Raw genomic sequence first — 13,415 nt, 5'->3', positions numbered from 1 at the left:
CAATAAACTTTGCGGATAGTTTTGGTAACACACAGGTCTTAAGTAACGGTCAATGGCCAAGGTTCCAACTGAGGTGCCTCTTGCATCTGAAGTGGCTGGGTATGGCCCGCCGTGTACCATCGCATCACACACTTCTACACCCGTTGGGTAGCCATTTATGAGTAATCGACCGGCTTTTTCCTCTAAAACTGGCACTACATCTGCAAACTCGGTTAAGTCAGCTTCATCGGCAATTAAAGTCGCAGTCAGTTGACCATTCATGCTTTGTAGCGCCTGAATGAGTTGGGCTTTATCTTCAACTTCAATAATGACTGTGGTTGGCCCAAAAATTTCTTCCTGTAAAAGCTGGTCACCCGCCAGTAAAAGCTCAACATCAGCTTTAAACAGTTGCGGCTGAGCCTGATTGCCTTGTTGAGTTTGACCTGCCAAATGCTTAATGCCTTGATGCTGGGTTAAGTGCTCAAGACCAGCGGTATAACTTTTTAAGGTTCCGGCATTGAGCATAGTTTGTGCAGGCTTAGCCCACATAATGTCGGTTAGGTTGCTAATGAGCTGGCTAAATTCGACCGATTTAATACCCAAGATTAAACCCGGATTGGTACAGAACTGACCACAGCCTAGAACCACTGAATCTGCCAAGTCCTGTGCAATTTTGTCACCACGGTTTTTTAAGGCTTCAGGCAACATCAACATCGGGTTAATACTGCTCATTTCAGCAAATACAGGAATCAGTTGTGGACGGGCTGCGGCCATGTCACATAAAGCGCGACCACCACGCAATGAACCTGTAAAACCCACAGCCTGAATTAAAGGATGCTTAATCAGTGGTTCACCTACGCCATTACCATAAATCATGTTAAATACACCTTTAGGCATATTTGATTTTTCTACGGCACGTTCAATAGCCTGTGCTACAAAGTCTGCTGTGGCCATATGTCCACTATGGGCTTTTACTATCACCGAACATCCAGCCGCTAGTGCCGAAGCAGTGTCACCACCCGCAGTTGAGAATGCTAAAGGAAAGTTACTTGCCCCAAAAACTGCCACAGGGCCAACACCGATTTTAATCTGGCGCAGGTCTGGGCGAGGTAAAGGCTGACGCTCAGGTAAAGCGGTATCAATACGGGCACCTAAAAAGTCACCACGGCGTAACACTTTGGCAAACAGGCGCATTTGCCCACTGGTACGGGCACGTTCACCTTGTAAGCGTGCAAGTGGCAAAGCGGTTTCCTGTGAAACGATTTCAAGAAAATCTGTACCCAATGCATCAAGTTCATCGGCAATATTTTCTAGAAAAACAGCACGCTGTTCAGGAGACGTATGACGGTAAGTCTTAAACGCTTGACTGGCAGCTTCACAGGCCTGATTAACCTCTTGCTCGGTTGCATGGTGAAACTCATAAGGCAAAGTTTCACCAGTTGTTGCATTTACACTTTTCAATAAGCTTGTACTTTGTGCGCTACGTGAACCGCCAATAAAGTTGTGTCCGATAATGGTCATAACAAATATCCTGAAATTAATGAGAGTGTCTTGGAAGGTTGTCTTGGTTTACGACTCGCATATATAAAGTTGCAGGTTCCAAACAACCACCAGTCGATAATTGACCTACCATGTTGCGATACATTTCTTGCCAAGGTGTTTGAGAGGCAAAGACCGTTGGCTTCCATTCACGGCGGCGTTGTTCTAACTCTTCGTCAGAAATGAGTACGTTGACTGAACGTTTATTTAGATCAATCCGCAAACGGTCATTGGTTTTAAGTAAGGCAATTCCACCGCCTACAGCCGCTTCGGGTGACATATTGAGAATAGATGGGCTGGCAGAAGTTCCACTTTGGCGGCCATCTCCTAAGCAAGGCAGTGAATCAATCCCTTTTTTAATTAACTCTGCTGGTGGAGCCATATTGACGACTTCAGCACTGCCCGGATAACCCACTGTACCTGCGCCACGAATGACTAAAATACAATGTTCATCAATGTTTAAGGCAGGGTCATTGATACGTGCGTGATAGTCTTCGGGACCTTCAAAAACGATTGCGCGTGCTTCGAAGCTATTTTCATTGTTTGGATCTGATAAATAGGTTTTTTTAAATGCTTCGCCCACTACAGACATTTTCATAATGGCGCTGTCAAAGAAGTTGCCACTGAGCACAATGAAACCGGCACCATGTTTAAGAGGTTGTTCATAAGGGAAAATGACATCTGCATTTGAGGTTTTTGCATTTTTGGCAATTTCCCCAATTGTTTTACCGCTAACCGATGCACAATCTTCGTGTAATACACCAGCTTTTTGTAATTCGTGTAAAACGGCAGGAACACCACCCGCACGGTGAAAACCTTCACCCAAATATTTACCCGCCGGCATACAGTTCACAATAAGCGGAATATTTTCACCCACACGTTGCCAGTCTTCTAAACTTAGCTCAATATCCATATGACGGGCAATTGCAATGAGGTGAGGAGGGCAGTTACTCGATGCACCTAAAGCTGAGGCTACAGCAATTGCATTTTCAAAAGATTGTTTGGTCATAATTTTAGAAGGACGTAACTCTTCTAAAACCATTTCACATATTCTTTTGCCGGTCATATAGGCCATTTGCCCACGTTCGCGGTAAGGAGCGGGAATACTTGCACATGTCGGTAAAGACATACCCAATGCTTCTGCCAAAGCATTCATGGAAAGTGCTGTGCCCATAGTGTTGCAATGTCCGACCGAAGGTGAAGCAGAAGTGGTCATTTCCATGAACCCTTCATAGTCAATTTCACCAGTCGCAAGTAAATTGCGCGCATGCCAAAGCACAGTGCCGGAACCAATTAACTCACCTTTAAAATGACCATCCAGCATTGGCCCACCAGACAACACAATTGCAGGTATATCTGTTGTGGCTGCTGCCATTAAACATGCAGGAGTAGTTTTGTCACAGCCAGTGGTCAGTACTACACCATCAAGCGGATAACCATGCAAGATTTCAACCAAACCTAAATAGGCTAAGTTGCGGTCAAGTGCAGCAGTTGGACGACGGGTTTGTTCTGCAATCGGGTGGACGGGGAATTCCATTGGAATACCCCCTGCGTCTCGTATACCCGCTTTAACGCGTTCAGCAAGTTCTTTGTGATGACGGTTACATGGGGTCAAATCACTACCGGTTTGTGCAATTCCAATAATTGGGCGACCTGATTGTAACTCGGCACGGGTCAAGCCATAATTCATGTAACGCTCAACATATAAAGCGGTCATGTCGGCATGTTCAGGATCATCAAACCATTCTTGGCTACGTAAAAAAATCCGTTTATTTTGATCATTCATTTTTTGATCCTTTCACTCATACTTTTTGAAATTTAGTTTATTTACGAGATGAATCTTCCAATTCAATCGATCGATAATACGTGAAAATTATAGTAATTCACGCTGCTTCAAATTACGCATCAAAGCATTTATTCCAAAATTCCACGGTGTTGCTTTATCACTGGTCATAACCGTGTTGTACAAAGTACCAAGTTTAGGTGAATGAATACGGACGACATCTCCGACTTTATGGGTAAAGCCAGCCCCAGCTTGTTCTCGATCTTGAGTAGGTGCAAATAAAGTACCCAAGAACAAAACAAAACCGTCTGGATATTGATGGTTTTCATTAAGAGTTTGTTGAATTAAATCTTCAGGATCTCGGCTAATTTGCGACATAGAACTCACACCATTTAACACAAAGTTATCGGTGCCTTGAATTTGCAGTTCAACATCACAAGTACGAATATCATTTAAAGTAAAAGTATGGTCAAAAAGGCGAATAAATGGACCAATCGCACAAGATGCGTTGTTATCTTTCGCTTTACTTAACAAGAGGGCGCTACGACCCTCAAAGTCCCGTAAATTCACATCATTACCTAAAGTCGCGCCTAAAATTTTACCTTGGCTATTGGCAACTAATACGACTTCCGGTTCTGGATTATTCCACTCAGACTTTGGGTGAATACCAATATTTTGACCAGTTCCCACCGCTGCTAAAACAGGTGCTTTAGTAAAAATCTCGGCGTCGGTACCAATACCCACCTCAAGATATTGAGACCACATTTTTTGTTCGATTAAATATTCTTTGAGCTGTAGCGCTTTTTCAGAACGGGGTTCGATTGTTTTTAAATTATCACCAATTACGCCTTGTACAACTTCACGAATCGATTGAGCTTTTTGTGCATCGCCACCGGCTTGTTCTTCAATCACACGTTCTAACATGCTTGCAGCAAAGGTAACACCTGCTGCTTTAATTACTTGTAAATCAATTGGGGCTAAAAAGTATGCCTTGTTGGTATCTGGCTCGGCGACAGTATTGGCAAATAACCCATCAATTGAACCAACTCGTCTTCCTTCAATTTCAGATAAAGCTTTTAAAGGATCAGCGCTTTCAAGTAATTCGGAAATAGTATGAAATTTTTCCGAGATATCAAAAACTTGATTGCCTCTTAAAATAATAGGGGATGGCCCCGAAATTTGACTTGGAATCCACGCGCGGCCAATTAAGCATCCTTGAGTTGCATCATCTGGTAATGAGTTCTGGGAATTTAACGTAAAGTTCATTTAAAGCTTCCTTCTTTTATTTGAAATCATGATATGTTTCTTATTTAATAAACACCAATCGTAATAATTTAATTATTAATAACTTGTGGTTATCAAAAAGGAATTTTAAAAATGGCAGATTTGACTTACTCAAGTTTAAATAACTGGCTTAAATTCAAGCACTTGGTTTTGTTAGAGACGTTAGCTCGAACCAATAACATGCATTTGGCTGCCGAGCAGATGAATTTAAGTCAACCCGCTGTAAGTAAAATGCTAAAGGAAATTGAGGGCCTTCTTGGGTTTCAGGTCTTTGAGCGACTGCCCCGAAATATGCCCGTAACCGCATTGGGTGAACATGTCATTCGTTATGCACAGCGGGTTTTGAATGACGCAAAACATTTTGTCGAAGACATCGAGATTTTACGGTTGGGTGGACATGGGTTTTTAAAAGTAGGGGGAATATTTGCAGCAACCGCAGTGGTAATTCCAAACTCAATTATCGAAATTAAGAAACAATGGCCGCTACTTTCTATTGATGTTGTTGAACAGACCAGTGACCATTTAATGGAAATGTTGAGTGAACATACTCTAGATTTAGCCATAGGTCGTTTTACAGATGTAACGCAAAGCCAGTTTTTCGATTTCCAGCCGTTAGGCCCAGAGCCGTTCTGTATTGTTGTCAATAATGCGCACCCATGTGCCCAGAAAAAGTTTTGTACATTAGAAGAATTATTAAAATGGCCGTGGGTACTTTATCCTAAAGGCACACCCATTCGGGAGCGTATGGAAGGTGCATTCGCCCGAGCTAAAGTCAAAATTCCTTTAAATACGGTAAATACCATGTCGATGCAGACCTTTTTACAGATCTTAAAAGGCGCACCTATGGTGGGCATGTTGCCAGAAGCAATGGTAATTGATCAGGTGAAAGAAGGACAACTACAGATTTTAGAAACAGACCTGATTTTAGATGCTCAAGATTATGGAATTTTGACACGTAAAGATGAACCAGTGTCTGATATAGCCGCAGCATTTATTAATATTTTACTTAAAAATGCAAAACGTAAGTAAAGTCCTCAGCCTCAAGTCATAGAAGACTTGGGGCTTTTAAATTAAAAGAAAGCTTACTTAATTTAGCTAATGTTTTATCATAAAACTGATATTAAAAAGTTATCAATATTTAGAAATTATTCATTGGAAATTATTGCAGGGACTCCTTATCGTTTAATTCATGATGATTAAAAATCTTTAAGTGAATAAGAATTAGGAAAGGATCCCTGTATGAATGTGTTAATTACTGGTGGCACGGGTTTTATTGGAAAGCAAATTGCCAAAGAGATTTTAAAAACCGGAAGCCTAACTTTAGACGGTAATCAAGCTAAGCCTATCGATAAAATTATTTTGTTTGATGCATTTGCTGGTGATGATTTACCGCAAGACCCTAAGATTGAGGTGATTGTAGGGGATATTACCGACAAAACCACAGTCGCAAACATCACAGAAAATATTGATGTTGTTTGGCACTTGGCTGCTGTGGTGAGTTCGGCAGCAGAGGCTGATTTTGACTTGGGAATGGATGTAAACCTTTATGGCCTTTTAAATTTATTAGAAGAATTAAGAAAAAAACAAACAATGCCTCGAGTCATTTTTGCGAGTGGCTGCGCTGTATTTGGTGGTCAATTACCAGAAGTTGTAACAGATGATACGGTGGTTACACCAAAGTCCTCTTACGGTATGCAAAAAGCAGTAGGAGAATTGCTCATTTCAGATTATTCGCGTAAAGGCTTTATTGATGGCCGTGTTTTAAGATTACCGACAATTGTGGTTCGTCCGGGTAAGCCTAATAAAGCCGCATCTACATTTTTTAGTTCAATTATCCGCGAGCCTTTAAAAGGTGAAACGGCTGTTTGTCCAGTCCCACCAGATACTCCGGTTTTCATTACTTCACCAAGACGCTGTGTTGAGTCAATGATTAAGGCTGCGTCAATTTCTTCAGAGACACTCCAAGATAACCGAATTATTCCCTTACCGGGATTGACCGTTACCGTTAAGCAAATGCTTGAGGCTCTTGAAAAAGTTGCCGGTAAACAAGCAACTGATTTAGTGCAGTGGCAAGAAGATAAAACGGTTCAAAGGATTGTTCAAAGTTGGCCGGTTCAAGTGAAAGCCGAATATGCCGAATCTTTAGGTTTCCAAGCAGATGAGAATTTTGAAAGCATCATTCATGCACATATAGAAGATACCCAAAATTAATGGCAGTGATCGCCAATTCATGTGAGAGTTATTATGGAAGATATCAAAAATGTCACTGCTCTCGAAGAGCAGACAATTAAGCGTATTTCGAGTCGAATTATCCCGTTTCTTATTATTTTATTCATTATGGCCTTTCTAGATAGAACCAATATTGGTTTTGCTGCGCTACATATGAATGATGCAATTGGAATTACCCAAACTATTTTTGGCTTAGGTGCGGGTGTATTTTTCTTGGGTTACTTTATTGCAGAAGTACCGAGTAATGTTTTACTTCATCGGTTTGGTGCACGGATCTGGATTGCCCGAATCATGATTACTTGGGGAATTATTGCCGGACTTATGGGATTTATCCATAGTGGGACTCAATTTATTATTTTACGGTTTTTACTGGGTATTGCAGAAGCGGGTTTCTTTCCGGGGGTTATTTTTTATTTAACCTTATGGTTTCCTGCTAAATATCGTGCCCGTGTCTTCGCTACCTTCTATTTAGGGTTACCAATTGCTCAAATTATAGGAGCACCAATTTCGGTCGGTCTTATGCAATGGGGTAATACCATTGGCTATGAAGGCTGGCGTTTGATGTATATTTTAGAAGGGATTCCTTCCATTATTTTAGGACTGGTTTGCCTAAAATATTTAACCAATAACCCAAAAGAAGCACAGTGGTTAACAGCTGAGCAGCGTCAATGGCTCATGAATACGCTAGAGCGTGAAGAACGAGAAAAACAGCAATCTGCCGATGCTGCTTTAACAAAAGGTGAACTCATTAAACAAGTGTTTAAAAATCCTTTAGTGTGGATTATGGCAATTGTTTATTTTGGAATTACGTCTGGTTCAAATGCGATGTTCTTCTTCTTGCCAAGTGTTTTAGAGTCGTTCCGTAATACCTTTGGTATGCAAATCAGCCTTATCCAAAATGGCTTACTCACCGCTATTCCATATGCATTTGCGGCGGTTGGAATGGTTTTATGGAGCCGCCGTTCTGACCGTAAACAAGAACGTTATAAACACGGTGCTTGTGCTGCACTTATGGCGGCTTTCGCAATTGCGATTGCTTTAATTATGAATCAACCGTGGGCAATTATTGTGGGCTTTATTCTGCTCGCAATCGGTGTATTTAGTGCGATTAATATCTTCTGGACTATCCCTGGGCAGACTCTAACAGGAGTGGGCGCTGCAGCCGGTATTGGCTTAATTAACTCTGTAGGTAATTTAAGTGGTTTTACTGGTCCATATTTAACAGGCTATTTATATACCACCACGGGCACCTATACAGTAGCGTTCCTTGCCATTGCCGGATTTGTTGCCATGGGCGGTTTGGGGTTACTGCTTTTGGCAAAGTTAAAGTCTGATAGCCTAAAAGTAGAACAACAGCGACTTAAAGTTCGGACTGCTACGGAGATGAAATAATGGCTCGAATTGGTTTTGTTGGAACTGGCATTATGGGAATGCCAATGGCCATGAATTTATTAAAAGCTGGCCATCAAGTTAAGGTCTGGAATCGAACTTCATCTAAAGCAGAAAGTTTAAAAGAAGCGGGTGCACATGTTTGTAGTGAACTTGCACAAGTCGGAAAAGATGTAGAGTTTCTGATTTGTATGCTCAGTGATGGAAAAACCTGTAATGAAATTTTATTTCAAGAAAATGGTGCAATTTCACAGCTAAAACCTGAAAGCACGGTCATTGTGATGAGTTCAATACCGGTTGAAGTTGCAAAAACACAAAGTGAAAAATGTAAAGAAAAAGGACTTAGATATTTGGATGCACCTGTTTCTGGCGGTGAAAAAGGTGCTCAAAATGCAAGTCTTGCTATTATGGTAGGTGGTGAAGCTAAAACATTTTCACATGCTGAAACTATTTTAAGTGCAATGGGCCGACCAATTTTAGTAGGTGGGGCTGGCTGCGGAATGCTGGCAAAACTGGTAAATCAAATGATAGTAGCAACCACCATTGCAACTGTAAGCGAGGGGTTATTGCTTGCGACTAAAGCAGGAGCCGATCCTATTAAGCTCAAACAGGCACTCACAGGCGGTTTTGCAGATTCTCCAATTTTACAGCAACATGGCGAGCGTATGCTAAGTAGAAATTTTAAACCGGGAGGTACAGCTCGAAACCAGCATAAAGATATTCATACAGCCGTTAGCTATGCGAAATCGCTTGAGTTGAATTTACCTATTGCCCAAAAAGTCAGCCAATTATTCGAAAATATGCTTGCTGCTGGAGACGGTGAGCTTGATCATTCTGGCTTAATTCGTGAATTAGAACGCATGAATCATGTGTAATTATTGCTTTACTTAAGATCGGTATATTTTAATTTATTTATAAAAAAGCAGCAGATTCGTTCTGCTGCATATTTAAACTCATTTGTAGTGCTGGCATTTTTATTGCTTAATCATAATTATCTTCTTCACAACTTTTAATTTTCTAACGTATTAATGATCATTCAAACAGTCTTGCTCACTTATGGTGTTTTTTTTACATGAAAAATGCACTAAATAAACACATCTTTTTATTTTGCACTATGTTTGTGCATTTGGGGCCATCATGAGGTTGTTGGCTCCCATACTCACTTTACTCATTCTATGTGGATGCTCTTCATCTGAGCAAAATAGAAAAACTCAAGAAAACTCAACTTCCCATTCAATATGTGTTTTTGATAGTACAAATACTAAAGTCTGTGTAGCTAAACCAGCGCAAAGAATCGTTTCTCTGTTTGAGTCGGGTTTAGATGGCCTCTATATGCTAGGGCAAGGCGACAAAGTAATTGGTATACCGGCCGAAGTATACATTCAACCTTTATTATTTAATGCCTATTCAAAAATAGATCAACGTATTGCCAATAAGCAGCTTGCAGCACCTTCGCAAGGAGCCAATGCAACCAATATTGAAAGTCTGGTGTTGCTAAAACCAGATTTGGTCATTTTGGGAAGTGGGCAAACCCAAACGATTGAACTGTTACGGCAGTTTGGTATCGCTGTATATGTAATGGAGTCAGGCACCTACAAACAAGTGAAAGAAGAGCTATCTGAAATTGCCGTTCTTAGTGGTGCCCAAAAGCGCGCTCAAGAAATTTTAAGTTTCTCTGATGAAATTGTGGCAGAAGTCGCAGCCAAAACTGCACGTCAGCAAAATAAACAATCGATTTACTATGCATGGTCAGGAGGGCGAATTTTTTCTACCTCGGGACGGGAGTCGATTACCAATGATTTTATTGAGCTGGCTGGTGCTTACAACATTGTTCAGACTGCTGCTAACCAGCCCAACGTAAATCCCGAGACTTTAATTGAATGGAACCCTGACAATATTGTGCTTTGGAATACCAATCCTAAACTGATTTATGAACGAAAAGAATTACAAGGTTTAAGCGCCGTACAAAACCGAAAGGTATTTAATTTGAGTCCTGCATTTATATATAACCCACACACCATCAAAATTATTATTACGGCGATTTATCTAAATCACAGTATTTATCCTGAACAGTCCGACTTACCTGTAAGTGCTTTACAACAGCGTATTTTAACCAAGTTGTATGGTGAGCAACTTGCCAAAGCGTTGGTGTCATGAATATGGAAAAGCTGAAATATTATTGGTTTTACCCGTTACCTTTCTTCATGATTTTTATCTCTTTGCTTATTGGGCCAACGCAAACATTAAGTGCATGGGATTATCTGCGGTGGGGAGTACAAGCAGTCTTTGGTACACCATATTTTGATGCGGAACAATTTAGGCTGATGCAAAACATTTTAGTAAATGTCAGGCTGCCTAGAATTTTACTGACCTTTATGGTGGGAGCTGCATTGGCAACCGCAGGTAATGGCTTGCAGGCCTTGTTTCGTAATCCATTGGTTGATTCTTATGTACTTGGTATTTCATCTGGCGCTGCGTTCGGTGCAGCCTTGGCACTTTCTTTAAGTTGGCTTTCACCAAACCTATCAGCCTTTATTTTTGGTGTTTGTGCTGTTGCCTTAACGTATTTATTTGCACATCAAAAACATGAAAGCCAGACGTCTTTAGTGATGGTAATTTTATCGGGTATGATTGTTTCGGGACTGTTTTTAGCAGGACTTACGGTTATTCAATACCTAAGCGATCCATTTAAACTACAAGCGATCGTGCAATGGACGATGGGCAACTTACATCAGGCTTCTTGGCAAAAGGTTCAATACGCCGTGCTTCCGATTTGTATTGGTCTTGCCGGATTATTTGCGATGCGTTGGCGCTTAAACTTAATGGCACTTGGTGCTGAAGAAGCACAGGCGGTGGGTGTTAACCCAAGGTGGGAACAACTTCTTTTAATTGCGCTGGTGACTGTATGTACGTCAACTTCTGTGGCTGCGGCAGGTATTATTAGTTTATATGGGCTGTTTATGCCACATATTGTGAGAATGTTGGTTGGGCCAGATCATCGCTACAGTATTCCTGCCAATATGGTGTTGGGCGGCAGTTTTCTACTGTTGATTGATAACTTTTCTCGGGTTTTACTGACATTTGAAATACCGATTGGTATTTTTACTATGCTACTTGGCGCACCATTTTTCTTATTATTAATGAAAACACAGAGGACTCATTGGGCATGATTCAAATTGATCAGTTAAATTATGCCTATGGGCACAAACAGGTTCTTAAAAATATTCATCTAGAGTTTCCTGAAAATCAGTTTTCAGTGATTTTAGGGCGTAATGGTTGTGGTAAATCGACACTGTTTAAATTGATGGCGGGCCTAGAACCCGTAAAAGATGGCTTGATTCGTTACTCTGGAAAACCACTATCGGACTTTAAAGGGAAAGATCGTGCTGCATTACTCGGTTTTTTACCACAGTTTCATAAAACCGTATTTCCATTTTTGGTTAAAGATGTGGTGATTACGGGGCGTGCTGCTTTTAGCAGATATAGACCTTCAAAATCAGACTGGGAACGTGTAGATCAAGCTTTACTTGATTTAGATATTGAGCATTTGCGTGACCGTCCTTATACCGAGTTATCGGGTGGTGAACGGCAATTGGTTATGATTGCGCGTATTTTAGTGCAAGCACCGAAAGTCATTTTGCTCGATGAGCCAACCAATCATCTCGATGTTTATTACCAGTCTTATTTAATGAAAAAGTTACGTCAGTTATCGCGGCAAAATTTTACGGTGATTGCGATTATGCATGATCCCAATTTAGCTTTTTTATTTGCGGATCATTTATTTTTTATGCGCCAACATGAGGTGGTTAAGCCTGAGTCAAAAACAAGAATAACCGATCCGAAGTTTTTAAAAAGTGTCTACGATGTTGAGTTCCATGAAGCCATGATTCAAGACAAAACCATTGTGATTCCTGATCATTCTTGGCTGTAAATATGACACTTTATTATCAATTGGTTGATAAATCAGACTATACGTCTGCGGTAGAGTTTGCGCTTTATACAAGAGAGCTGTTATTCCCAGAAATTTATCATGGGCAAGTCCCCAAAGATTTACAAAATTTTGAGCAGCATTATATCCATGATCCACTGGGCTGCTTCATTACAGTAAAAGACCAAAACCGCATTATTGGCACGATTGCATATCGGGCTTATGACCATCGTTTTGATTTAAATTTACCGTCTAATACGGTTGAGGTGGTTAAGTTATTTGTATTGCCTGAATACCGTCGTAAGGGCATCGCGACCCAGCTATGTGAGATGTTGTTTAGCCATGCCAAAAACAGTGAAATTACGACTTTGTATTTGCATACTCATCCATTTTTACCGGCGGCTGAAGAGTTTTGGACTCTACAAGGTTTTGAGGTTATTCAACGCGAATGGATCGATACGTATGACACGATTCATATGAGTAAATCTTTATAGCGTCTTATCATACGCATGAAATCTTTTTTGAAAATGGGTAGGTGGATAACCCATAATTTTGCTGAACATTGCGGTAAAAGCTGCCGAGTGTTCATAGCCCAAACTAAAAGCAATTTCCGTAATCGAGATATTTTCTTTTAAGGCATTTAAAGCATAAATAATGCAGACTCGATTACGCCAAGTTTGAAAGGACAAGCCAGTTTCAGACTTAAACCAGCGGTGAAAAGTCCGTTCACTTTTATTGTGGTCATGTGCCCAATCTTTAGGGCTGCTATGAATATCAGGATGCTCCATAAACTCAGCACATTGTTGAGATAGTAATGTGTTGCGAGGCAATGGAATAAATAGAGGCAGGGCTGGTGCAGCTTCTAATTCATATAACAATAAATCGATAAGAGCACCATCACGGCCTGCACGTTGGTAGTCAATAGGCAGTTGATTTGCTTGAATCAGTAACTGATGCATTAGCGGTGAAACTTGCACGACCTCGCAATAGTTTGCCTGTCTTGGGGCATTACTCACTTCTATATACAAACTATAAGTACTGACTTTAGATAGCCATACCTGATGTGCTTTACCTGCAGGTATCCATACACCACTGTACGGTAACACGAGCCATTGTCCATCTTCAGTTTCAACTTTCATAAGCCCTTCGGGTGCATATAAGAACTGTGCACGACGATGGCTATGCGTATCTAACAAGGTATCAGCAGAATAATCTGATCCTAACGCTAGAACTGGTTGCGGTAGATGGTCTACATCGTTAATTGGAATATTACGCATATATTTT

The 13,415-nt window shown here is 40.8% G+C and carries 12 protein-coding genes; 8 read left to right on the top strand and 4 right to left on the bottom strand.

Translation table 11 applies throughout. The annotated features are described in order from the left end of the window. The 3 genes from J582_RS18130 to J582_RS18120 all read right to left on the bottom strand — a co-directional run. Nucleotides 1-1,500 (bottom strand): aldehyde dehydrogenase (NADP(+)) (locus tag J582_RS18130; RefSeq protein ID WP_032048347.1); only part of this gene is annotated, 1,500 nt, incomplete at its 3' end. A 16-nt stretch (nt 1,501-1,516) separates the two neighbouring features. Further along, on the bottom strand, nt 1,517-3,304 hold the full coding sequence (locus tag J582_RS18125; RefSeq protein ID WP_032048346.1) for an IlvD/Edd family dehydratase: 1,788 nt from the start codon (nt 3,302-3,304) through the stop codon (nt 1,517-1,519). Nucleotides 3,305-3,391: 87 nt separating this feature from the next. Continuing rightward, entirely contained in the window at nt 3,392-4,567 is a 1,176-nt protein-coding gene (locus J582_RS18120) for a fumarylacetoacetate hydrolase family protein (protein WP_032048345.1), read from the bottom strand. A gap of 111 nt (nt 4,568-4,678) precedes the next feature. Between J582_RS18120 and J582_RS18115 the strand changes: the two genes are divergently transcribed. The 8 genes from J582_RS18115 (at nt 4,679) to J582_RS18080 (ending at nt 12,625) form a co-directional block, all read left to right on the top strand. Beyond that, on the top strand, nt 4,679-5,614 hold the full coding sequence (locus J582_RS18115; protein ID WP_000774594.1) for a LysR family transcriptional regulator: 936 nt from the start codon (nt 4,679-4,681) through the stop codon (nt 5,612-5,614). Between the two features lie 210 nt (nt 5,615-5,824). Continuing rightward, nucleotides 5,825-6,796, top strand: a complete 972-nt coding sequence (gene denD, locus J582_RS18110; protein ID WP_032048343.1) for a D-erythronate dehydrogenase — start codon at nt 5,825-5,827, stop codon at nt 6,794-6,796. Between the two features lie 33 nt (nt 6,797-6,829). After that, the gene (locus J582_RS18105; protein WP_032048342.1) at nt 6,830-8,206 is read left to right on the top strand and encodes an MFS transporter; all 1,377 of its coding nucleotides are present in this window, start codon (nt 6,830-6,832) and stop codon (nt 8,204-8,206) included. Continuing rightward, a complete protein-coding gene (locus J582_RS18100; protein ID WP_032048340.1) occupies nt 8,206-9,078 on the top strand; it encodes an NAD(P)-dependent oxidoreductase in 873 nt (290 codons plus the stop codon). The genes J582_RS18105 and J582_RS18100 overlap by 1 nt, the downstream gene beginning before the upstream one ends. Nucleotides 9,079-9,340: 262 nt before the next feature. Continuing rightward, a complete protein-coding gene (locus tag J582_RS18095) occupies nt 9,341-10,360 on the top strand; it encodes an ABC transporter substrate-binding protein (protein WP_032048339.1) in 1,020 nt (339 codons plus the stop codon). A gap of 2 nt (nt 10,361-10,362) precedes the next feature. Further along, entirely contained in the window at nt 10,363-11,373 is a 1,011-nt protein-coding gene (locus J582_RS18090) for a FecCD family ABC transporter permease (protein WP_080746826.1), read from the top strand. Beyond that, complete coding sequence (locus J582_RS18085; protein ID WP_000614440.1) at nt 11,370-12,134, top strand: ABC transporter ATP-binding protein; 765 nt, start codon at nt 11,370-11,372, stop codon at nt 12,132-12,134. The genes J582_RS18090 and J582_RS18085 overlap by 4 nt, the downstream gene beginning before the upstream one ends. A gap of 2 nt (nt 12,135-12,136) precedes the next feature. After that, nucleotides 12,137-12,625 (top strand): GNAT family N-acetyltransferase, encoded by a 489-nt coding sequence (locus J582_RS18080; RefSeq protein ID WP_032048337.1) that lies wholly within the window; start codon nt 12,137-12,139, stop codon nt 12,623-12,625. Here the strand turns inward: J582_RS18080 and J582_RS18075 are convergent. After that, the gene (locus J582_RS18075) at nt 12,620-13,408 is read right to left on the bottom strand and encodes an AraC family transcriptional regulator (RefSeq protein WP_032048336.1); all 789 of its coding nucleotides are present in this window, start codon (nt 13,406-13,408) and stop codon (nt 12,620-12,622) included. The two genes, J582_RS18080 and J582_RS18075, sit on opposite strands and share 6 nt — an antisense overlap. Nucleotides 13,409-13,415: the final 7 nt, after the last annotated feature.

It is taken from the genome of Acinetobacter sp. 1566109 (genome assembly GCF_000582255.1).
Classification (GTDB): domain Bacteria; phylum Pseudomonadota; class Gammaproteobacteria; order Pseudomonadales; family Moraxellaceae; genus Acinetobacter; species Acinetobacter nosocomialis.
The sequence above is the reverse complement of the archived record's forward strand: the minus strand, read 5'-3'. Positions and strand labels throughout refer to the sequence as shown.